This is a genomic window from Borreliella bissettiae DN127 (genome assembly GCF_000222305.1).
Classification (GTDB): Bacteria; Spirochaetota; Spirochaetia; order Borreliales; family Borreliaceae; genus Borreliella; species Borreliella carolinensis.
Genome location: NC_015921.1, coordinates 876,815 through 900,755, shown reverse-complemented (window position 1 = coordinate 900,755; position 23,941 = coordinate 876,815). Strand labels below are relative to the sequence as shown.

Genomic DNA, 23,941 nt, shown 5'->3' with positions numbered 1-23,941 from the left:
AATAGATGTTAGCTATAATAACTAAAATAGAAATAAAGAACTCAATAACAAATAATGGAAAAACAAACTTAAACCACGTACCATAACTTAATCTAGATATCCCCAATACAGCCATTATAACTCCGCTGGTGGGTGTTATTAAATTAATAAGTCCAGAAGAAGTTTGCATAGCAATAACAACTGAAGCTCTTGGAATTGACAAAAAATCAGCAAGCGGGGCCATTATTGGCATAGTTAGACTAGCATGCCCTGATGAAGATGGGACAACAAATCCTATAAATATTTGAATAATTTCATTTAAAATGATAAAAAGGGGTCTTGGAAGATTGTATAAAAAATTAGTAGCAGCATTTAACATAGTATCTGTAATCAAACCATCATCGCATACTATCATAACACCTCTAGCAAGTCCAATAACAAGAGCAGCCGTTAGCAAACTTTCAGAACCCTTCACAAACGCATCCCACATTTCAGATTCACCCAATTTACAAATAAAAGCCGCTATAATAGCAACTCCAAGATACAACATTGTCATTTCTTGCATCCACCAACCAAGATTAACAATGCTAAATATCAAAATCAATATCATAAATCCAAATAAAAGTAAAACTAATTTATGAGCAAAAGTAAACTCAAGAGCACTCTGAGTATTATCTCCAGCAACAGAAAGCTCATCTTTTTTAACAAAATATTGATAATACTCATTTCTTTGAGAATATACAAGTGATTTTGAGGGATCCTTTTTAATTTTAGATGCATAAACACAAACATAGATTATAGCGGCTAATACTGATATACAATAAAGAGCAATTCTAAAATAAAACCCATCCTGTAAGCTAATAGAAGCTATTGCAGATGCAATTCCTGTCGCAAATGGATTTACAGTAGACGCCATAGTGCCTACTCCAGCTCCCAAAGCAATGATAGCCGCTCCAACAAGGTTATCATAACCCAAAGCTACTATTAAGGGAATCATAACAAAATAAAAAGGAAGGGTCTCTTCACTCATTCCGGTTACAGTTCCACCAATTGAAAAAATAAACATTAACAAAGGAATAAGCAATTTATCTTTATGTCCCAACTTCTTAATTAACCAATAAATTCCTGCATCTATTGCTCCGGTTTTCATAATAATCCCATAAGCACCCCCAACAATTAAAACAAAAACAATAACTTCAGCAGCATGTTCCATGCCCTTTGACATTGCAGTTAAAATAGTCATAAAAGGATGTAAAAATCCCCTAGGGCCACGATCGACATATTGATACGTTCCAGCAACAATTATTTCCCTTTTAGATCCATCACCCATTTGCTTAAATTCTTTATCAAACTTGCCAGCGGGAATCACATACGTTAAAATAGTAACAAATATAATTAAAGAAAATATTATTGTAAAACTACTTGGCATTTTGATCATAACATTCCTCCTAAATAATTTCATAAATTTAATTTCATATAAAAAATACTATTATCCTAAAGTTGACACCATAATAGCTTTAATGGTATGCACTCTATTTTCAACCACATCAAAAACAACTGAATTTTTACTTTTAAAAATTTCTTCTGTAACTTCAATTCCATCAAGTCCGTATTTATCAAAAATATCCTTACCAATCGTGGTGTTTAAATCATGAAAAGCAGGTAAGCAATGCATAAATATTGCATCATCTTTTGCCATGCTCATTATCTCTTTATTAACCTGATAAGACTTTAGAAGATTTATTCTATCTCCCCAATTGCTCTCTCCCATAGATACCCACACGTCTGTATACACAACATCAGCGCATTTAATAGCCTCTTCTTTAGAATCTGTAATTGTAATTTTACCCCCACTCTCTAGCGCCAAAGCCTTAACCTTAAGCGTCAAATCGGGGTCTGGGAAAAGCTCCTTGGGAGCAAAAATTCTAAAATCAAGCCCCATAATAGCACAGCCTTTCAATAAAGAATTAGCAATATTTCCCCTACCATCGCCACAAAAGACTATTTTAATTCCCTTCAAACTCCCCTTATACTCTTTTATTGTCATTAAATCGGCTAGTATTTGGGTTGGGTGAGAAATATCTGTCAATCCATTGTAAACAGGAACATTAGAATAATTTGCCAAACATTCAACAGTCTGTTGAGAAAACCCTCTAAACCCAATAGCATCATACATGCGCCCCAAAACTCTGGCTGTATCTATCATAGACTCTTTTGAGCCTATTTGATTCCCCTTAGGTCCTAAATAAGTAATATTTGCCCCTTGATCATACGCTGCAATCTCAAAAGCACACCGGGTCCTTGTTGAATCTTTTTCGAAAATTATAACTATATTTTTACCTTTAAGTTTCTGCACTTCAATTCCTGCATATTTTGACTTTTTTAAATCAACTGATAAATCAAGTAAATATTTAATATCTTTGCTTGTAAAATCTAAAAGATTTAAAAAGCTTCTATTTCGTAAATTATACATCAACCCCACCAATCTTTACAATCAAGTTTTAAAAACTCATTAACTCATACTTAAGTATTAAATATCCTCCCTTACTAAAGGCATGGACATACACCTTGGTCCACCACGGCCTCTTGAAAGCTCACTAGAAGGAATTCTATGAACTTTAATGCCATTTTCTTCAAGCAACTTATTGGTTACATGATTTCTAGAATAAGCAACTACTTCTCCTGGGGCTATCGCCAAAACATTAGCACCATCATTCCACTGCTCTCTTGCACCATGTATTAAGTCTCCACCCGCACATTTTATTATGTCAACCTTTCTGCCCAGATAAAAACTCAAAACATCTTTTAGCTTAGCTTTTTCTTCTTTAATATTAATTTTATTAGAACTTGGGTTATAAGTTAAAACATAAATTGAGAAATACATATCATCACTTGTAAAACTTGTAAAAACACTATGATCAATTTGAGTAAAAACTGTATCTAAGTGCATATAAGCTCTACTTTTTGGAATTTTAAAAGCCAAAATTGTATTAAATGAGGCCTTATTTTCAAAAAGACTAATGGACAGTTTTTCTACAGACTCCGCTTCTGTTCTTTCAGAAATTCCAATAACCAAAAGATCTTTGTTTAAAACAAATTCATCTCCACCTTCCAAAGAAGTCTCTTCCCACCTATTAAACCAAATTGGAACATTTTCTTTGTAAATGGAATGGTATTTAAAAATATACTCTGCAAATATTGTCTCTCTACGTCTAACCTTGGTAAACATTTTATTTATTGTAATTCCATTGCCAATACTGGCAAAAGGATCCCTAGTAAATAAAACATTAGGCATAGGATCAATAATAAAAAGACTTGCGCCATTAACCAAATCATCAAGCGAAAATGCGCAATCTTTAAGCTCTTCTCTTGTAACACCCGAAATCATTTTAGAAACCATATTATCAACGGTTAAATTAGAAAAATAATCTTTTAAAAGATTAATTGCGTCATCTGTTTTTATTTCTGCCTCTAGAATAAATTGAGATATAAATTTATTTTTGAGTGCCACAGAAGAAGCAAGAACCTCGCTAACAAGATCCTCAACATACTCAATTTCAACTGAATTATTTTTTAAAGTATCTACAAAAACTTCATGTTCTTGTCTTGCAACTTTAAGATAAGGAATATCATCAAACAAAAAATTTTTCATAATAAAGGGCGTCAAATTTTCCAATTCTTCTCCTGGCCTATGAAGCAAAACTTTTTTCAAACGACCTATTTCCGAAAATATATTTATTGGGTTTAAATATTCTTCCATTTATTTCCCCTTTATGAAAATTACCATATATTAAAATATTATAGTTTATATTGAAAAATATCAACTATTTTTAAAAAATTTAAAAAATTAATATAAATGTAAAAAATTGCAAAAATAAAAAAAGCAGCTCAAAATAAAACTTTAAATCAAAAACATTGACAAAAAATTATGCTAAAATACTACTCATGAAGAAAATTAATAGATTAATATTAATTATACACATTTTATTATTCTCTTGCGCCTTAATTACAGATAACAAATCAAAAAATCTAAGTGCATCAGAAATCATATTAACACAAAAAACACCTCTAGAAAGCTCTTTAATAAAAAATCTTTCTAATGTAGAATATCGAATACCATTATCTAGCATCCAAGAAATTTTAAAAAATAATGATAATTCATTTTTAATAAAACAAACAGCATCCAAAATCAAAATAAGCCCGCAAAAACTTGAAGAAATAAAAAACTATCTAAATGCTTATAGAAATTATCTAAATAATGAAACAGAATGGATAAAATTTTTAGATCAAAGCAGCGTCAATGGAAATCTAACAATTAAAATTGATACTGCTTTTGAAAAAAAAATAAATTTTAATCATACAAATTCAGATAATGAAAATTTAACAGAACTAATAGAACTACAAATGCATCTAGAAAAAGAAATTTTAAACTTAATTGAGCAAACATTTCATGATAAAAATTTAGGATATATACAATTAAGTCATATCAATTCATTCTTCCCCAAAGAAAATATAAACTCAATAACAAAAGAAATAATAGATGGAAAAGAATATGTTGCACCGCACACAATAGCAAATCAATTATTAAAAATAAAAGATAAAAAATATTTTAAACAATTTATGAACTTTTTAAAAATTGAAAACAGCAAAATAGAAACAATAATCGAAAAACAAAAAATTTCAGATCTTCACAATGAATTGTATTATTCAAAGCAATCACCTCCTAGTAGAAGAAGAAAAAGGTCAACTACTGACTCTGACAATAACAATAAATATGATATAATACCAAAAATAATAGACCCAAATACGGGCATTGAAATAACTCCTAAAAATTTAAGATCTATTTTGTCAAATGGCGACATAATACTAATAAAACCAAAAATAGATTGGACAGAGTTTTTTTATTTTTGGCAACATGTAGGAATATTTGATGAAGAAAAATACGAAGCTACTAAAAAACTTGCATTCAATGGAAATGATAGTTTCGATATAAAATCAATAATTACAAGCAATCAAATCAAATTCGATACAGCATCTACTCAAGGCTCAGGATATGAAAAACTTTCAACATATGTACAGTCAAGAATATTAAAAATATTCTCACCAATAACAGACACAAGAACAATTAAAAAAGCTATTAATTTTGGAAGAAACAGATACATTGACAATAACTTTGGATATATGGTTCCATTAATATCCTCTAATTTATGGACAGATTCATTTAATCTTGAAGAAATTCACAACAAAACTTATTGCTCTTTAGTAGTTGATAGAATATATAAAATAGCAGGACTTAATGTATCAAGAAATTATGAAATTTCAGGAATAATTACTCCTGGAGAAATAAATGCAGCCGCTTACAATTTTTACATGTCTTATACAATTACAGGGATACTTCCAAGCGTGCTTCCAAAAAGACTCATTAAACCAACCTTAAAAGAAAAATTCATTGGCTACAACAAAGAAATAGTAGATGCGGTAGAATTAAAAAAATCGAAAGAAAAAATTTTTGGAAGAGCTTGCAATATAACAAACATCTGGTGCTCAGGAAGTTAATAAACCATGAACAAATATTATGCCTGTATTTTGATTAATAGCAATGAAAAAATTATTTTCAAATCCTGGGAAGAATGCAAAACTACCATCAAAGGAAAAAATAATAAAATAAAAAGTTTTAAAACAATAGAACAAGCTCAAAATTGGCTATTTAATACTGACAACAAAATTCATCACCACCCAATTGGAATATATTTTGATTCTGGAACAGGAAGAAGAAATGGCGTAGAAATTAGAGTTGTAAACGAAAAAAAAATTTCAATATTGGATAAAATCTTAGACAAATCCCTAATTAATGAATATGGAAATTATTATGTCAAAAATTTTCAAGGGATTAGCAATAATTTTGGAGAACTGCTTGCCCTATATACAGCACTCAAAATAGCATTAAAAGAAAATATAACAAACATATTTGGCGACAGCAAATTAATAATTGACTATTGGTCAAAAGGAATCTATAATAGCAAAAAATTAACACAAATTACTATTAATTTAATCAAAAAAACAACTGAACTAAGGAAAAAATTTGAAGAGAAAGGTGGAAAAATTTCTTTTATTCCAGGGAATGAAAATATTGCAGATCTTGGTTTTCATAAAACTAAGTAAAAATATTATCAAAAAATACATAAAAACAATATTTCTCATTTCAATGGTTTATTTTTATTGTTGTACGACAATAAAAATAAACCACGATTATGAAACTGATTTTAAAGTTCTAGAGTCTCCCTATAAATACATTAACATAGATGTAATTAAAGCTACAAATGAATATATTTATATTCAAATTACAAACAATAGCTTAGACATAGTAAAAATAAATTGGCAAAACACTAGTCTTAACAACGATAAAATTGTCTTAAAAAAAGAAGATCTTACAATAAACAATGAAACAGGGTATAAAAATAAATACAGAGAGTTTTTTATTGGCCCTGAAACTTCATTTAAATTTAAAGCATATCCACTAAAAATTCACTCTAAAAACAAAACTAGCAATACCTTAAGCCCAGATATTAAATATCCATCTATTTTCAAACTCAACATAGCAAAAATAGGAATTGAAGCAAAAAAAACAATAAATGTTTTAATAACAAAAACTATAAAAATTAATATTACTAATACATAAAAATCGTTATTATTTTTTTGTTTTTCTATTAATGATAAGATCATAGTTTGTATCTTTATTGTTCTCAAATGATGCTTTTATAGGAGCAAAAAAATTCCAAGAAATATAAATTGTAAAATTATTTCTCCAAATAGGAGAATAAATCTCATCAGATCCTATTAACAAATCTGGCTCTAAATTATATTCGCCAACAAATTTCCAATCATAAAAATTGAATTTAAAGCCTGATGAAAATTTTTTAATTTTAAAAAGCGAATCTTTCCTGTCTTGAGAATTAAAGAAATTGAAAGATTTTAATAAATCAGCAAAGACATTGATAGGCTCAAGGCCAATTTGGTCCATATATCCTTTAAAGTATTTAAAAGTCTTAGTATTAATAGAAAAAGTAGAAAAGTAAATTTCTAAAAATTCTGTATATTTAAACTTCAAGGTCAATGAAGATCGAAGCTCATTATCTGTAAATTTCTGCAAATTTATTTTCCAGCCGACATCTACCCCCAAAGTAAAAGAAAGCTTCTTATCAAAAAAAGTTAAAACGTACAAATCCTTCTTGTAACTAGAATCTACAGAATATGGAACAAGTTTGGTTGTAGTTCCAACTTTGGAAAAATCTCCTTTTAAAGGATCATAATTATATTCAAAGTCATCTTTCATGGCAAACAAAAATTGAAAATCAAAAACATTAAGCTTAAAAGAAAGCTCGGAAACTCTATTTATCAAAGGATCATAAGCAGCTAAAAAACTAAATTTAAAATAATCCAAATATCTCGGCTCAATTTTATAATACAAAGCGGGAGACATTTCTAAATTTTTATAAGGTGATGCTGGTTTTTGAGGCTCCAAGGGATTTTGAACAGCAGAAATTCCAGAGTTTTTCATAGCATCTTCTTTAAATTTTTTATAATATTTAATTCCAATTCCAGCTTCTTGTGACAAATAAGGAAAATCTAAAGAAAGTTTAAGCTCAGAAGAAGCCTTAATATCTTCAAAACTATTTTTTAATTCGCTTGAAAGCTCAGAACTAAAATAATCATAATCATAAATTAAAGAAGCTGTTAAACTTTGATAAAAAGTTTCTGGATCAGATAAAAAAATACTACTATTCTTATTAACCAAAGATTTTGCATCTGAATCATATTTTTTATTAAATGAATACAAGGTAGTCTTATTTTCAAACTTTAAAGTACTTCTAGAGAATAAAGGATACCTAATAAAAGGAAGCAAGTTTAAATTTATTTGGTTAATGACAGAGTGCTCACTTTTTTTATCTTTATCTTCAACCTTAAAATCTTTATTTAAAGGATTATACTCAATAGTATTAAGATATAATAAATTTTCAAAAGTAATTAAACGATTATAAAAATCAGCATGAATTTTTATATCCGTTTTATTTTTTATATCAAATAAATAATTTTTTATTTCATAATTAAAGTCCTTTGGACTTGTTATGCCATAATTATTAAAAAAAACATTATTTCTTAAATAAGGATTAATGCCAAACCTAATAAAAAAAGAATCGGATTGATCAATATTTTTTAAAGTAATTGGTTCTGGAGGAATATATAAATCTTTGGTTAATTCTGCTGTTTTTTTAGCATTTTTCTCTTCCACACTCTTTTTAGTATTATCTTTATCTTCTAGATTTTTAATTTCTGGGTGCATTATCATTTCTTTAGTATCAGCTGAAAATGTCCATTGATTATTGTAAAGATCTTTTTGAAAATTTAAATCAATATATGGGGCATAAATTCTCTCCAGATAAAACCATTTTCTTGTAGGATCATTAATATCTTTTGGTTTTTCCAAAGAAGATTTAACATAAAGATTCTCATAGCCCGACAATTTAAAACTTGAGCCTAAATTATTTAATTTATAATCCAAGATTGAGCCATCATTAAATGTTCGCTTATAAAAAGAAGATAAATTCCAATCAAAAGTGCTAATGCTGGTTTGCTCTTTAACTGAATCTTTATCTAAATTTAAAAGAGAAAAAAATGTAGCGCTTTCTATTCTATCTATAAAATCAATATTAACATATGGATCAGAATAGTGCTCTAAAACAACCGAAAAAAGTGCATCGCTTAAAAGAAATTCTGTTTTAAATTTAAGTAAATATCTAAAAGGAACTTCAAGCCCAAATATATCTCCTTTGTTAAGATTAGAAAAACTAAAAAGAGATTGTTTTAAAGTTCTATTGTCAAAAGGATAATACCCTCCATCATAACTATAAACATTCCTAGTAAAGCCTAATCCAAAATTTCCTTCCAAAGTTTTAAAATGCCCCAAAGTATTGCTCAAATTAAAATCAATTCCAGAATAAAATCCTAGATTGGCATAAATGTCAAAAATTAACTTAACATAATCTTTATTAAGATTGGGCGCCAAATTTTCTGAAAAAAAATAAGTTAAATATCCATTTCTTATATAAGGGTTTTTACCTGAATTATAAACAGAATTGAAATCAAAGTCCAAAAAAGAAGAATCTTCACTTGAGGATTTATTACCAAAAAGATAAACGGTATTAAAAACAGAAAAACCTTTTCGTGGATTTAGGCCTAAAGATGGATTAAAAAATAAACTATCTCCCGGTCTGAAAAAAAAGGGAATATAAAATACTGGAACTCTTCCCATGTAAAATATAGCATTTAAAAACCCAAAATCTCCTGAGGGCAATACCCATATTTTAGAAGCTTTAATTGAATAGTACGGTTCTGGAATTTTACTAGTTGTTGCAAAAGCCTGTTCCAAAATGGTAACATCATTGTCTATCTTTTTTAAAACCTTTCCTCCAAACGAAAGAATATGATCTATTTGATTTTTTTGCATTTTTTTTTGAAGAATACCATCTTTTAATAGAAAATTTTGAGAATCAAAATCAACAAAAAATTCATTGCCATAAAAATAAAGCTTTTCATTGGTATCCATATCAAGAATATATTCGACATTTCCAATAGAATAAAGTTTTTTAGAGTTCCTATTAAGGACTATCCTGTCACCTTTAATATTGTGTTTTTTATTCTCTTTAATATCTTCAACCAAGATATTAACTCTTCCTTCAAAAACAACGCTTTCATCCTTAGTAAGCCCATAGGTGAAATTTTCAAGATTATCTGTAGTTTCAATTATTATTTTATATCTACCAGATCCGGCAAGCCCTTTTCCTTTAACAAAAAGCTCAGGATCTATTCCAAACTTTTTTAAAAGCAATTCTCGTATTTTTGAAACATCTGTTTCTTTTAGACCCTCTTGTAAGGCCCATTTTTTTAAATCCTCGTCGGTTGAAAGCTCAAGTTCTCTTAAATAAGATTTTTGGCTTAAGGTTAGCTTATCTCTTTTTTTAGAATTCTTGTCATTTACAGTCTGGGCAAAAATTGCATTAGAAAATATTAAAAGAATTAAAAATACTATAAAAGATTTTTTAAAAACATTCCTGTATAGGAATTCTCGCATTTTGCAACCTCTTCAGGAATACCAGAAACAACGATATTTCCCCCTGCCAAACCACCATCAGGACCCAAATCTATTATATAATCTGCCTGTTTGATTACATCTAAATTATGCTCTATTAGCACAACTGTATTACCATTGGAAACTAACCGCTGCAAAACCTCTAATAACTTCTTTATGTCATCAAAATGCAATCCGGTTGTTGGTTCATCAATAATATAAAAAGTTTTACCTGTGCTCTTTTTGCTTAACTCAAAAGCTAACTTAATGCGTTGAGCTTCACCTCCTGATAAAGTTGTTGCGGATTGTCCTAATTTAATGTATTCAAGCCCAACTTCAATTAAAAATTTTAAATAATGACTAATTTTAGGGACATTCTCAAAAAATTTACTTGCTTCAAACACACTCATCTCTAAAACATCATGTATATTTTTCCCTTTGTATCTAACTTCTAAAGTTTCTTCATTAAATTTTTTACCCTTACACAAATCACAAGGAACAAAAACATCTGGTAAAAAATGCATTTGAATATTAAGATACCCATCTCCTTGGCATTTCTCACATCTTCCACCTTTAACATTAAAAGAAAATCTACCGGCCTTAAAACCTCTTGACTTTGCATCTGGAAGCTTAGCAAAAAGCTCCCTAATCTCTGTAAAAAATCCAACATAAGTTGCTGGGTTTGACCTTGAAGTTCTCCCTATTGGTTTTTGATTTATTTGAATAATTTTATCGATTTTTTCGTATCCAACAATGTCTTTAAAACCATCACAATACCTTTCATTAAGCTTTAATCTACTATCAAGAGCTGGATATAACACTTCGTTAAGCAAAGTGCTTTTCCCGCTACCAGAAACACCTGTTATTACGGTAAAAACTCCCAAAGGAATACTTACATCTATATTTTTAAGATTATTTTTATTAGAACCTAAAAGTAAAATTTCCCCCTTATCTGCCTTTCTTCTAGAGCTTGGAACATCTATTTTAAACTTACCACTAAGATATTGACCAGTTAAACTATTCTTGCTATTTAAAATATCAATTAGGGCTCCCTTTGCAACTATTTCTCCTCCAAGAATTCCAGCACCAGGACCCATATCAATAATATAGTCTGCGGTGCGCAAAGTTTGCTCATCATGCTCAACAACAATTACAGTATTGCCAAGATTTTTAAGATTAACAAGAGTAGAGATTAATTTTTCATTATCTCTTTGATGAAGACCAATGCTTGGCTCATCAAGAACATAAATAACGCCTGAAAGTGCTGAGCCTATTTGAGTAGCAAGCCTAATACGCTGAGCCTCACCACCAGATAGGCTGCCTGATATTCTATTTAAATATAAATAAGAAAGACCAACATCAATTAAAAATTTAAGTCTACTTTTAATTTCCTTTAAAATTTCTTTAGATATTTTTTCATCTACCAAATCAAGCTGCAAGTTTTCAAAAAATACATAAGAATCAAATACAGACAAATTAGTAAGATCTTGAATGTCTTTCCCATTGATTTTCACAGTTAAAGCTCCAACGCTTAAACGTTTCCCTTTGCATGAATTACATATTTTTTTAGACATCAAATTTTCGTAAAAAATTTTAGTACTCTCTGATTCTGTTGCAAGATATCGCCTTTTTAAAAGAGGTAAAAGTCCTTCAAATGTTTTAGAATAATGAAATCCTCCATCTACCTCCTTTGCTTCCATTTCTTTGGACTGGTAAACAAAATCTATTTTTTCATTTGAGCCGTATAAAATCTGTTTAAGAACTTTGTCTGGAATGTCTTTTATAGGGGTACTTAAGTCAAAATTATAATGTTTAGCAAGTCCTTTAAAAATAGCAACAGACCAAGACGAACTTGTCTTAAACGTAAGAAAAGCGTCGTCATTAAAAGAAAGACTGGTATTGGGACAAATGCTCTCAAAATCAAACTCAAGTGTAACGCCAAGACCAGAGCACTCACTGCAAGCACCAAATGGACTATTAAATGAAAAAAGTCTGGGCTCTATAAGAGGAAGTGAAAATCCACACAAAGGACAACTATTGTGCTCTGTAAATAGTTTATCTATTTTTTCCAAATCATTATCAATTTCCACTCTTAAATATCCATTAGAAACAGCAAGAGAAGTCTCAATAGATTCTGCAAGTCTAATTCTAACATTATTACCAAGCTTAATCCTATCAACTATAATTTCAATGGTATGTTTTTTATTTTTATGTAAATTTAAATTAAGTGCATCTTCTATTAAATAATCTTCAGAATTTATTCTAACTCTATTAAAACCTTGATTTAATATTTTTTCTAAAACCTTTTTATGAGAGCCTTTAGAGCCCCTTACAACTGGAGCAAAAAGTATAACCTTAGATCCATCAGAATAACTTAAAATAGTATTAACTATTTTGTCTAAAGATTGCTCTTCTATTAATCTACCATCATTTGGACAATATGCTTTACCTATTTTTGCAAATATTAGTCTGTAATAATCATAAATCTCAGTAATTGTTCCAACAGTAGAGCGGGGATTATTACTTATTGTTCTCTGCTCAATAGCTATAGAAGGAGAAAGGCCATCTATATAATCAACATTGGGTTTTTTCATTACACCCAAAAACTGCCTTGCATAAGCTGAAACGGATTCCATATATCTTCTTTGCCCTTCTGCAAAAATAGTATCAAAAGCCAGAGAAGACTTGCCAGAGCCACTCTTACCAGATATTACAACTAAACCATCTTTTGGAATATCTACATCAATATTTTTTAAATTATGCTCTTTTGCTCCTCTGACAATAATTTTTTTTTTCAAACCTTTTTCCAAAAATTACACCTCTCTTTTTTTATTACGAGCCACACTAATTTTGCCACTAAGCTCTTTTATTTTATCTCTTAAAATAATTGCATCTTCAAATCTTTCATCATTAACAGCTTCTTCTAGCTCAAATTTAAGCTTATCAATAAGCTTTTTTTTAGACAATCTCTCACCTGAAATAATTTTTTCAAAATCATAACCAACATTTTTATTTTTATTATTGAGTTCTTTTTCTAAAATATTTTGAATCTTTTTAATAATTGTCTTAGGAGTAATATTATTTTTTTTATTATAATCAATCTGAATTTGACGTCTTCTGTCAGTCTCCTCAATTGCCTCCTGCATAGCTACACTTATTTTGTCGTAATACATTATTACAAGTCCATTAGAATTTCTAGCAGCCCTACCAATTGTTTGTATCAATGAAGTAGTAGATCTTAAAAACCCCACCTTATCAGCATCTAATATTGCAACAAGAGATACTTCTGGAATATCTAAGCCCTCTCTAAGTAAATTAATGCCAACAATAACATCAATTTCAGATTTTCTAAGCAGCGAAATAACTTCCACTCTCTCAAGGGTGTCAAGTTCTGAATGAAGATATTTTGCCTTCACACCAAGGCTTACTAAATATTCAGTCAAATCCTCAGACATTTTTTTTGTCAAAGTAGTAATTAAAACCCGCTCTTTAAGAGCTACTCTTTTTTGAATCTCAATGTAAAGATCTTCCATTTGCCCATCAGAGTGCCTAGTAATAATTTCAGGATCAACAAGCCCTGTGGGGCGAATTATTTGATCAACAACCACACTGCTCTTATCATTCTCTTCAACACCCGGAGTTGCAGATACAAACACAACCTGATTAATTAATGCATCAAATTCATCATATTTAAGGGGTCTATTTTCAAGCGCTGCAGGAAGTCTAAACCCAAAATTAACAAGATTTAATTTTCTAGAATGATCTCCATTATACATTCCCCTAAATTGCGGCAATGTAACATGAGATTCATCTACAAATAATAAGTAATCTTTTGGGAAAAAATCAAAAAGACAATAAGGTCTTTCCATTGTACTTCCACTCAAATATTTAGAATAATTTTCAATGCCTGAACAAAATCCTGTTTCTCTAAGCATCTCCAAATCATACTCTACTCTCTGCTTAAGTCTTTCGGCTTCTACAAGCTTACTATTATCTTTGAAATATTGACATTGAAGACTTAAATCATGAGATATTTTAGGTATCGCTTCTAATACGTTTTTATAAGGAATTACAAAATAAGATTTGGCAAAAAGAGTAAAACTATTTGTAGCTCCTAAATTTTTCTTAGAAAATGAACTAATCCTATATATTTCAACAATTTCATCAAAATCTAAACAAATTCGATAAGCAAATTCTCCATGCTCACTGCTAGGCCAAATTTCAACAATATCTCCCCTAATGGAAAATTTATCTCTTTCTAAATTCATTAAAGTTCTCTCATAATAAAGCTCTACAAAAATATCTGATATTTCTTTAATAGAAATTTTTTGACCTACAAAAAATTCTCGTGCTGATTTTTTGAAAAAATCTGGAGATCCAAGAGCATAAATTGAAGATACAGTTGCAACAACAATGACATCACGCCTTTTAGCAAGAGACGTTACCGTCCTTATTCGTTTGATTTCTATCTCAGTATTAATAGTGGCTTCTTTTTCTATAAATAAATCTTTTGAAGGAACATAAGATTCAGGCTGATAATAATCATAATAAGAAACAAAGTATTCAACAGCATTGTTTGGAAAGAAATCTTTAAACTCTCTGTAAAGTTGTGCTGCTAATGTTTTGTTATGGCTTACAACTAAAGCAGGCCTGTTTAGATCTTTGATTATATTTGCAATTGTAAAAGTCTTTCCGCTGCCTGTAACACCTTTTAATGTTTGATATTTATTTCCCATCAAAATAGAATTTTCAATCTTTTTTATTGCTTTAGGCTGATCGCCAGCAGGCAGATATTCTGACTTCAAAAAAAAATCTATCATTAATTTAACGACCAAAATTTAATACACATTATTATAAATTATATGATAATAAATTCTATATCAAGTATATAAATTCATTATAAATCAATATAATTTAATTAATCTTTGTTTAATGAAATAAAATAAAAGGAACAATTAATGCAAAAAATCAAAGCCAAAAAAAAATTAAAAAATTACATTCTTCTTGAAGAAGATACATATTTTCAAGAAGAAGCAATAAAAATTGAAAAAACAAATAATTCAACAGAAATTCTAAACAGATTTTATAAAGATCTAGAATTTGGCACTGCTGGAATAAGAGGAGTCATTGGAGCTGGAACATGCTACATCAACACATATAATGTAAAAAAAATAAGCCAAGGAATATGCAACTACATACTTAAAATAAACAAAAACCCTAAAGTTGCAATAAGCTATGATTCAAGATATTTTTCAAAAGAATTTGCTTACAATGCTGCTCAAATTTTTGCCTCAAATAATTTTGAAACATATATATATAAAAGCTTAAGACCTTCTCCCCAACTATCTTATACAATAAGAAAATTTGATTGTGATGTTGGCGTTATGATAACAGCAAGTCATAATTCAAAAGAATATAATGGCTATAAAGCATATTGGAAAGGTGGAATCCAAATAATACCACCCCACGACACACTAATAACCAATGAAATTAAACACGTAAAAAACATAATAAATACAATTACCATAAAAGAAGGCATTGAAAAAGGGATCATCAAAGAAATTGACACCGAGATAGACGAAGAGTATGTAAAAACAATAAACAAAGAATTCCCTGATTTTGACAATAAGAGCAAAGAAACAAACTTAAAAATAGCCTACACAGCACTACATGGCACCGGTGGAACCATAATAAAAAAACTCTTTGCAAATAGTAAAGTACAGCTTTTTTTAGAAAAAAGTCAAATACTGCCAAACCCTGAATTTCCAACAATAAATTATCCTAATCCAGAAAAACAAGAATCAATGCTTAAAGTAATAGAGCTTGCAAAAAAAGAAGACTGTGACATTGCCCTTGCAACAGATCCAGATGCTGACAGAATAGGGGTTGCGTTCAAAGAGCAAAACGAATGGATATTCTTAAACGGAAATCAAATATCATGTATTTTAATGAACTACATACTCTCAAAAGAAATAAATCCTAAAAATACATTTGTAATATCATCGTTTGTAACAACACCAATGCTAGAAAAAATTGCAAAAAAATATGGTTCTCAAATTTTTAGAACTTACACAGGATTTAAATGGATAGGAAACTTAATTAATGAAATGGAAAAAAATGAACCAAATAAAAAATTTGCTTTTGCATGTGAAGAAAGTCATGGATATCTAATAGGGAAAAAAGTTAGAGATAAGGACGCATTTTCAGCCATAAAAGGGATTTGTTCTTTAGTGCTTGACTTAAAAGCCAAACAGCAAACAATTAAGAATTATCTTGAAAAGATATACAAAGAATTTGGATATTATGAAGAATTTAATATAGAAAAAAACTTTGAAGGGGCCAATGGGGAAATTCAAAGAGAAAAGTTAATGTTAAAACTGAGAAAAGAACAAAAAGTACAATTCGCAGGAATTAAAATAATTGAAAAATTAGACTATGAAACTCTTAAAAAGATTAATTTTAAAGATGAAATTTCAGAAATCAAGGAATATAAACACCCCATAAACGCAATAAAATTTATACTTGAAAACGAAATTGTAATCATTGTAAGACCCTCTGGGACAGAGCCAAAAATTAAATTTTACATATCTGTAAAACTAGAGTATAAGGAAAAACATAAAATATTTGGTATAATAAATGCAATAAAGATGGAGATAAAAAAATATTAACATAACAGAAAATTTAATAACTTTGGTAGAAATAGATTCAAAAGAAATTGCAAGAAAAAATAAAAATAAAGAAGTTTCAATTTGGCACTTATTACTGTCTATAATTATCACTCCAAAAAAATCTGAAATAAAATTTATAGATACCAAAACTCTAAAAAACATTAAACAAGAAGTTATATGCGAAATAGATAAATTAGAAAAAATTTTAATAGAAAAAAACGAGATAATTATTCCAAAAATCAATAAAGAAATCTTTACTCTCATAAAAGAAGCTAAAAAGGAGTTTAAATCTAAACCTCTAATAGGAGCAAAAGAAATTTTTTATCAAATATTAAAAAATAAAAAACTTCTTAAAAAGCACAAACTAAGTAAGTCTAGCTTCAACTTTAAAGATCAAAATATATTAGAATACATGGAAAAAAATAAAATAAGATTAATTGAAACCTACAAAGAATTTGATGAAGAAATACGACTTGAAAATGAACACTTTGAAATTGAAAAGTATGTCAAAAATTTAACAGCACTTGCAAAAGTCAAAAAATTAGATCCCTTAATTGGAAGAGAAAGAGAGATTAAAGCTCTTACAAACATACTCTTGAGAAGAAACAAAAATAGCGCAATGCTAATAGGCGAGCCTGGCGTGGGGAAAACAGCAATAGTTGAAGGACTTGCATCAAGCATAGTACAAAAAAAAATAAGTAGCAAACTACAAGACAAAACAATTTTAATGCTTAAGGTTTCAAACTTGGTATCGGGAACAAAATATAGAGGCGAATTTGAAGACCGTTTAAATAATATAATTAAGTATATTGAAAAAAACAAAAACACAATCATATTTATTGATGAAATACACACTCTAATAGGAGCTGGAAACTCCGAAGGAGCTCTTGATGCATCCAATATACTAAAACCATCACTTTCTAGAGCTGAAATACAAATCATTGGGGCAACTACTTACAATGAATATCGAAAATATATTTCAAAAGACAAAGCATTCGCCAGAAGATTCCAAACAATTACTGTAAGAGAGCCTGATGAAAAAGATACGCTAAAAATAATCGAAAATATTGCAAAAAATTTTGAAGACTATCATGGGGTGATCTATGAAAAAAGCGCGCTTTTAAATATAGTGAAACTTTCATCCAAATATCTAATAAATAAAAGATTTCCAGATAAAGCAATAGACATAATAGACATTGCCGGCGCAATAAAAAAAGAAGAACTTACAAAAGACAATATCATAACATCAGATGATATACAAAAGGCAATAAATGAAATACTATCTATTAAAACAGCAAATAATACTAAAGAAGAAATTTTAGAATTAAAAGAAGCAGAAGGCGAAATAAATAAAAAAGTGATCGGGCAAAAACATGCGGTAAGTGAACTTATTAAAGAAATCATTAAAGTCAAGCTTGGACTTAATGACGATTCTAAACCTTTAACCTCAATATTGTTAATAGGGTCAAGTGGATGTGGAAAAACTACTTTAACTGATGAAATATCTAAAAAAATTATCAAGGATCAAAACTCAGTATTAAGACTAGATATGTCAGACTATAAAGAAGAAAGCTCTATTTCAAAATTAATTGGCACAAATCCAGGATACGTAGGTTACTCTGATGGGGGCATTCTGACAAATAAATTAAAATATTCATTTGAAACTTTAATATTGTTTGAAAACATTGAAAATGCACACAACTCTATATTAAGCCTAATAAGTCAAATGCTTGAAAATGGAGAACTTATTGATAGCAAAGAAGACAAAATATTATTTAAAAACACAATTATAATAATGACTACAAGCATTGGATCTAGAATGCTTCTTGGAGAAAAAAATATTGGATTTAACAAAAATCAACAAAAAAGCTTAGAGGCAAGAAACTTTAAAGAAGAAATAAAACAAGATCTTGAAAAAAGATTTAAGTTGTCCTTTTTAGACAGAATTCAAAAAAAAATTATCCTAAATGTTCTTGCAAAGAACAATGTAGAAGAAATTTGCAAAAACTACTTAAGCAGCCTTAAGACAAAATTTTACTCCAAAGGAATCGAGATAGAAATAAAAAAAGATGTTGACAAATTCATAACCACAAAATACTATAAAAAAAATTCAGGAGCAAGAAGCGTAATTGCCGCAATAAAAGAAAAAATAGAAGAAAATATTATCACCAAAATAGCTGAAAATCAAAACATAAATAAAATAACAATTTATTTAGAAAAAGAAAAAATAATAATAGAATAAAGAGGAATTATAATATGTTTAAAAAAGTAGAAAACAAGGCAAATTTTCCTAAAATAGAAGAAAAAATATTAAAATTTTGGAATGACAATAAGATCTTTGAAAAATCAATAAAGCAAAGAGAAGGGTGTGAGGAATTTACATTTTATGACGGACCGCCTTTTGCAACAGGACTTCCTCATTTTGGACATTTTGTTCCAAACACAATAAAAGACATAATTCCAAGATATCAAACAATGCAAGGCAAATATGTTAAAAGAAATTTTGGATGGGATACTCATGGGTTACCTGTTGAATACGAAGTAGAAAAAAAATTGGGAATTTCTGGCAAATACGAAATAGAAAATTATGGCATTGAAAATTTTAACAAAGAATGTAAAAAAATAGTACTCAGATATACAAAAGAATGGGAAAATATAATCTCGAGGCTTGGAAGATGGGTAGATTTTGAAAAGGGCTACAAAACTATGGATATAAGCTTCATGGAATCCGTATGGTGGGTATTTAAAAATCTTTATAACAAAGGTTTAATTTACGAAAGTTACTATGTGCTACCCTATTCCCCAAAGCTTGCAACCCCACTTTCAAATTTCGAAGTGAATCTTGGAGAATACAAAGAAGTCAATGACCCATCATTAACAATAAAATTTAAAATCAAAGATAAAAACGAATACTTACTAGTATGGACAACCACTCCTTGGACATTGCCTTCAAACCTTGGAATTGCAGTAGGACAAGAAATAGAATATTCTAAAATTTTTGACAAAAAAAAAGAAGAGATTTTAATACTTGGATCAAAAAAGCTTAATAGCTATTATGATGATGAAAATTCATATACTATTATAGAAAAATTCAAAGGAAATAAACTTGAAGGCATAGAATATGAACCTATTTTTAACTACTTTTTAGAACAAAAAGATAAAGGGGCTTTCAAGGTACACACGGCCGATTATGTTACAACTGACGATGGAACAGGGATTGTCCATCTTGCTCCTTTTGGAGAAGAAGACTACACAATACTTAAAAAATACACAAATGTCGACATAATAGATCCCTTAGATGCTGAATGTAAATTTACAAATCAAGTCAAAGATTTTAAAGGACTTTTTGTAAAAGATGCTGATAAAAAAATAATAGAAAACCTAAAATTACGAAATTTTTTATTCAAAAGAGAAAATTATCTGCACAGGTATCCATTTTGCTACAGAACAAACTGCCCAATTATTTACAGACCAATAAGCTCATGGTTTGTAAATGTAGAAAAAATAAAAACCAAACTCTTAGAAGTAAATGAAAAAATTAATTGGATGCCAGCTCATTTAAAAAAAGGAAGATTTGGAAAATGGCTAGAAAATGCAAAGGATTGGGCAATAAGCAGGAATAGATTTTGGGGAAATCCAATCCCAATTTGGATATGCTCAAAAACAGGAAAAAAAATTTGCGTTGGATCAAAAAAAGAGCTTGAAACCCTATCTGGTCAAAAAATTGAAGACTTACACAAAGACCAAATAGATAAAATAACCTGGCCAAGCAAAGACGGTGGCACATTTATCAGAACAAGCGAAGTTCTTGATTGTTGGTTTGAATCTGGAGCAATGCCCTACGCAAGCAACCATTACCCATTCACAAACGAAAGTAATTTTAAAAATATATTTCCTGCTGACTTTATTGCAGAAGGTCTAGATCAAACAAGAGGATGGTTTTATACTCTTACAATACTGGGAACTTCTCTTTTTGAAAACACAGCATTCAAAAACGTCATTGTAAATGGACTTGTGCTTTCAAGCGATGGAAGAAAAATGTCAAAATCCTTTAAAAATTATACAGACCCAATGGAGGTAATAAACACCTTTGGAGCTGATGCTTTAAGGCTTTATTTAATAATGAGCCCTGTAGTTAAAGCTGATGATTTAAAATATAGCGACAACGGAGTAAGAGATGTTCTTAAAAATATAATAATACCCATTTGGAACGCTTATTCATTTTTCACAACTTATGCAATAATTGATAAATTCAAACCTCCAAAGAATCTAAACCTAGTTAAAAACAATATCCTTGACAAATGGATCATAAGCGAACTTGAAAGCCTAAAAAAAACACTAAATATAGAAATAGACAAATACAATCTAACAAAGTCAATAGAATCTTTACTTGAATTTATAGATAAATTAAACAATTGGTACATAAGAAGATCAAGGCGAAGATTTTGGAAATCAGAAAACGATAAAGACAAAAATGATGCCTACGAAACATTATATTATGCAATCAAAACTTTAATGATTTTACTTGCACCCTTTATTCCATTTATAACAGAAGAGATTTATCAAAATTTAAAAACCGATGAGGATAAAGAATCAATACACCTTAACGATTATCCAAAATCAAATGAAAATTTCATTAACAAAACAATTGAAGAAAAAATAAATCTTGCAAGAAAAATAACTTCGATGGCAAGATCACTTAGATCATTGCATAATATAAAAATACGCATGCCTATTAGTACGATATATATTGTCACAAAAAATCAAAACGAACAAAATATGCTAATGGAAATGCAAGAAATAATATTAGATGAAATAAATGCAAAAGAAATGAAAATAAAAACTAACGAAGAGGAGCTTATAACTTACAAAGCAAAGGCAAACTTTAAAGAACTTGGAAAAAAGCTTGGAAAAGATATGAAAGCAGTATCTGCTGAGATTAGCAAACTAAAAAACGAAGACATAATAAAAATAATAAATGGAACATCTTACGAGATAAAAGTAGCTAATGCAAAGCATTATTTATCATTAAATGATATAATATTAGAAAGAGAAGAAAAAGAGAACTTAAAAGTAATCAATGAAGAATCCATTACAATAGGAATAGACTCACTAATCACTAAAGAGTTGTACTTGGAGGGACTTACAAGAGAATTTGTAAGACAAATACAAAATTTAAGAAAAGAAAAAAATTTTGATGTTAGCGATAGAATAAATTTATACATAGAAAATAATGAGGCTTTAAAAGAAATGCTAAATAAATTTGAAAAATACATTAAAGCTGAAACATTGGCGTTAAATATCATATTAAACAAAAATAAGCTAGAAAAAAAAATAAACCTTGCCGATGACATATTTGCATTAATAGGAATTGAAAAATGCTAAAAACATTAACAAAAATAATTACCATTTCATGCCTCATAGTAGGATGCGCCAGCCTACCTTACAGCCCCTCAAAACAAAATCTAAATTACCTAATGGAGCTTTTGCCTGACGCAAACTTATATGCCCATGTCAATTTAATTAAAAACAGGTCTATTTTTAACTCTTTAAGCCCTAAATACAAATCCGCACTCGGGCTTGTAAGCGACTTATACTTTAGTTATAAAAAAGAAAACAACGATTTTGCTTTACTAATAATGGGCAATTTCCCAAAAGATATTTTCTGGGGAATTCATAAAAATAGAAATACAGAATCAATAGGCAATATACTTACAAATCCAAAATGGAAACTTAAAAATTCAAACATATACATTATTCCAAACAAAGCTAGAACCACTATTACAATAACCCAAAAAGATAAACCTGTGAAAGACAATAATATACTAACAACAAAATATATTGGAGAAGTAGAAAAAAATGAAATGTTTTTTTGGATTCAAGATTCAGCATTATTACTTCCAAACCAAATGGCAAACAGCAAAAATTTAATCCCTTTTAGCAGCGGAACCTTGTCTATAAATAGCTTAAATCAAAACGAATATATTTTTAAATCCCTAATCAAAACAAATAACCCACCAATACTAAAAATATTATCAAAAAAGCTAATTCCAACCGTCTTGGCAAACATGACTAATCTAACAATATCAAGCCACATAAAGACCACAATAAAAGACCAAAATACAGTAGAAATAGAATTTAATATTCAAAAATCTAGTGTTGAAAGCTTTATAGAAAAGCTGGCTTCAAATATTCAAACCTAAAATTTTTATCGCTCCATTAAAATGAAGAATTATTTTGCCTTTTGCAAGTAAAATAATGATACAAGGCTCCAATTTTACCAGATTCATTATTAAATTTAGTAGGCTCAAGTGTTACAAGATTTTTTATATTATTATTATTATCAAAAGCCATTTCTAAAGACCATAAATTTTCTAATTTTTCATATATTCTATCTATTAAATCAGGCCTTGCGCTTATTCCTCCTCCAATCAAAATTTTTTCAGGATTTAAAATAAAAATTAAATTAAAAATACCAAATGACAAATTCTCAAAAAATCTTTCAACTTCATTTTTGGCATGAATATTTCCATTTTCAGCTAGATCAAAAACAAATTCTCCTGAAATTTCTTTTAAAGGCTTTCCTAATCGCATAGCAACTCTTTTCCTTAAAGCCGAAACAGAAGCAATGGATTCCCATCTACAATTAAAAGGAATATTATTGCTAATACCTCTAGTAATCATAAATCCAATCTCTCCGGACATAAAAGAACTCCCTCTTAAAAGCTTGCCATTTGCAAAAATTCCAGCACCAATTCCTGTGCCAAGAGTCATAGCAATAAAATCATTAGAGTTAATAGCATTACCCTTAAATTTTTCTGCCAAGGCTACACAATTAGCATCATTTTCAATCTCTGTACTTATTCCAGTTAAAGATTCTAATCGCTCTTTTAAAGGATAATTAACAAATCCGGGAATAGCATTTACCCTAAGAACATTTCCCTTAAGATCAACAAACCCAGGAATACAAATTGCAACTCCTGCTATATCATTTGATTCTTTGTAAGAATTAATAAGATTAATTAAAATATTTACTTGTTCATCAGAAGTAGCACCTGTGCTTATTTCATTTTTATCAAAAAAAACACCACTTGAATCTGCAAGCGAATATTTAGTGCTAGTCCCGCCAATATCAATCGCTAAATATCGTTTCATATCTATCCTCAGA

14 protein-coding genes are annotated in these 23,941 nt (G+C 29.1%); 7 read left to right on the top strand and 7 right to left on the bottom strand.

Translation table 11 applies throughout. The features are described 5' to 3' along the window. From BBIDN127_RS04220 to arcA, 3 genes are all read right to left on the bottom strand, one after another. Positions 1 to 1,417, bottom strand: a 1,417-nt coding sequence (locus tag BBIDN127_RS04220) for a YfcC family protein (RefSeq protein WP_014024050.1), incomplete at its 3' end; no start/stop codon positions are given. A 51-nt stretch (positions 1,418 to 1,468) separates the two neighbouring features. Next, a complete protein-coding gene (gene argF, locus BBIDN127_RS04215) occupies positions 1,469 to 2,452 on the bottom strand; it encodes an ornithine carbamoyltransferase (protein ID WP_014024049.1) in 984 nt (327 codons plus the stop codon). Positions 2,453 to 2,509: 57 nt separating this feature from the next. Then, positions 2,510 to 3,739, bottom strand: a complete 1,230-nt coding sequence (gene arcA, locus BBIDN127_RS04210; protein WP_014024048.1) for an arginine deiminase — start codon at positions 3,737 to 3,739, stop codon at positions 2,510 to 2,512. A gap of 185 nt (positions 3,740 to 3,924) precedes the next feature. Between arcA and BBIDN127_RS04205 the strand changes: the two genes are divergently transcribed. From BBIDN127_RS04205 to BBIDN127_RS04195, 3 genes are read left to right on the top strand one after another with little or no spacing between them, the layout of a single operon-like run. Further along, a complete protein-coding gene (locus BBIDN127_RS04205; protein WP_014024047.1) occupies positions 3,925 to 5,535 on the top strand; it encodes a hypothetical protein in 1,611 nt (536 codons plus the stop codon). Between the two features lie 6 nt (positions 5,536 to 5,541). Continuing rightward, positions 5,542 to 6,141: a ribonuclease H family protein gene (locus BBIDN127_RS04200; RefSeq protein WP_014024046.1), complete on the top strand. Its 600-nt coding sequence runs from the start codon at positions 5,542 to 5,544 to the stop codon at positions 6,139 to 6,141. Next, complete coding sequence (locus BBIDN127_RS04195) at positions 6,110 to 6,658, top strand: hypothetical protein (protein WP_044055000.1); 549 nt, start codon at positions 6,110 to 6,112, stop codon at positions 6,656 to 6,658. The genes BBIDN127_RS04200 and BBIDN127_RS04195 overlap by 32 nt, the downstream gene beginning before the upstream one ends. Before the next feature lie 9 nt (positions 6,659 to 6,667). Here the strand turns inward: BBIDN127_RS04195 and BBIDN127_RS04190 are convergent, their stop codons facing one another. From BBIDN127_RS04190 to uvrB, 3 genes are read right to left on the bottom strand one after another with little or no spacing between them, the layout of a single operon-like run. Beyond that, on the bottom strand, positions 6,668 to 10,108 hold the full coding sequence (locus tag BBIDN127_RS04190; RefSeq protein ID WP_014024044.1) for an LPS-assembly protein LptD: 3,441 nt from the start codon (positions 10,106 to 10,108) through the stop codon (positions 6,668 to 6,670). After that, positions 10,063 to 12,915 carry an excinuclease ABC subunit UvrA gene (uvrA, locus tag BBIDN127_RS04185; protein WP_014024043.1) on the bottom strand — a complete coding sequence of 951 codons (2,853 nt, stop codon included), beginning with the start codon at positions 12,913 to 12,915 and terminating at the stop codon, positions 10,063 to 10,065. The genes BBIDN127_RS04190 and uvrA overlap by 46 nt, the downstream gene beginning before the upstream one ends. A gap of 3 nt (positions 12,916 to 12,918) precedes the next feature. Continuing rightward, positions 12,919 to 14,925 carry an excinuclease ABC subunit UvrB gene (gene uvrB / locus BBIDN127_RS04180; protein WP_014024042.1) on the bottom strand — a complete coding sequence of 669 codons (2,007 nt, stop codon included), beginning with the start codon at positions 14,923 to 14,925 and terminating at the stop codon, positions 12,919 to 12,921. 138 nt (positions 14,926 to 15,063) lie between these two features. On the opposite strand from uvrB, the gene BBIDN127_RS04175 reads away from it, so the two are divergent. Genes BBIDN127_RS04175 through BBIDN127_RS04160 form a run of 4 tightly spaced genes read left to right on the top strand, consistent with a single transcriptional unit; the run spans position 15,064 to position 22,976 of the window. Next, a complete protein-coding gene (locus tag BBIDN127_RS04175; protein ID WP_014024041.1) occupies positions 15,064 to 16,773 on the top strand; it encodes a phospho-sugar mutase in 1,710 nt (569 codons plus the stop codon). A gap of 22 nt (positions 16,774 to 16,795) precedes the next feature. Continuing rightward, positions 16,796 to 19,015, top strand: coding sequence for an AAA family ATPase (locus BBIDN127_RS04170; protein WP_014024040.1), 2,220 nt, complete (start codon positions 16,796 to 16,798; stop codon positions 19,013 to 19,015). 14 nt (positions 19,016 to 19,029) lie between these two features. Further along, the gene (gene ileS / locus BBIDN127_RS04165; RefSeq protein ID WP_014024039.1) at positions 19,030 to 22,158 is read left to right on the top strand and encodes an isoleucine--tRNA ligase; all 3,129 of its coding nucleotides are present in this window, start codon (positions 19,030 to 19,032) and stop codon (positions 22,156 to 22,158) included. Further along, complete coding sequence (locus BBIDN127_RS04160) at positions 22,152 to 22,976, top strand: hypothetical protein (RefSeq protein ID WP_044054990.1); 825 nt, start codon at positions 22,152 to 22,154, stop codon at positions 22,974 to 22,976. The genes ileS and BBIDN127_RS04160 overlap by 7 nt, the downstream gene beginning before the upstream one ends. Before the next feature lie 16 nt (positions 22,977 to 22,992). Here BBIDN127_RS04160 and BBIDN127_RS04155 read toward each other — a convergent pair whose 3' ends face one another. Next, complete coding sequence (locus BBIDN127_RS04155; RefSeq protein ID WP_014024037.1) at positions 22,993 to 23,928, bottom strand: ROK family protein; 936 nt, start codon at positions 23,926 to 23,928, stop codon at positions 22,993 to 22,995. Positions 23,929 to 23,941 lie beyond the last annotated feature (13 nt).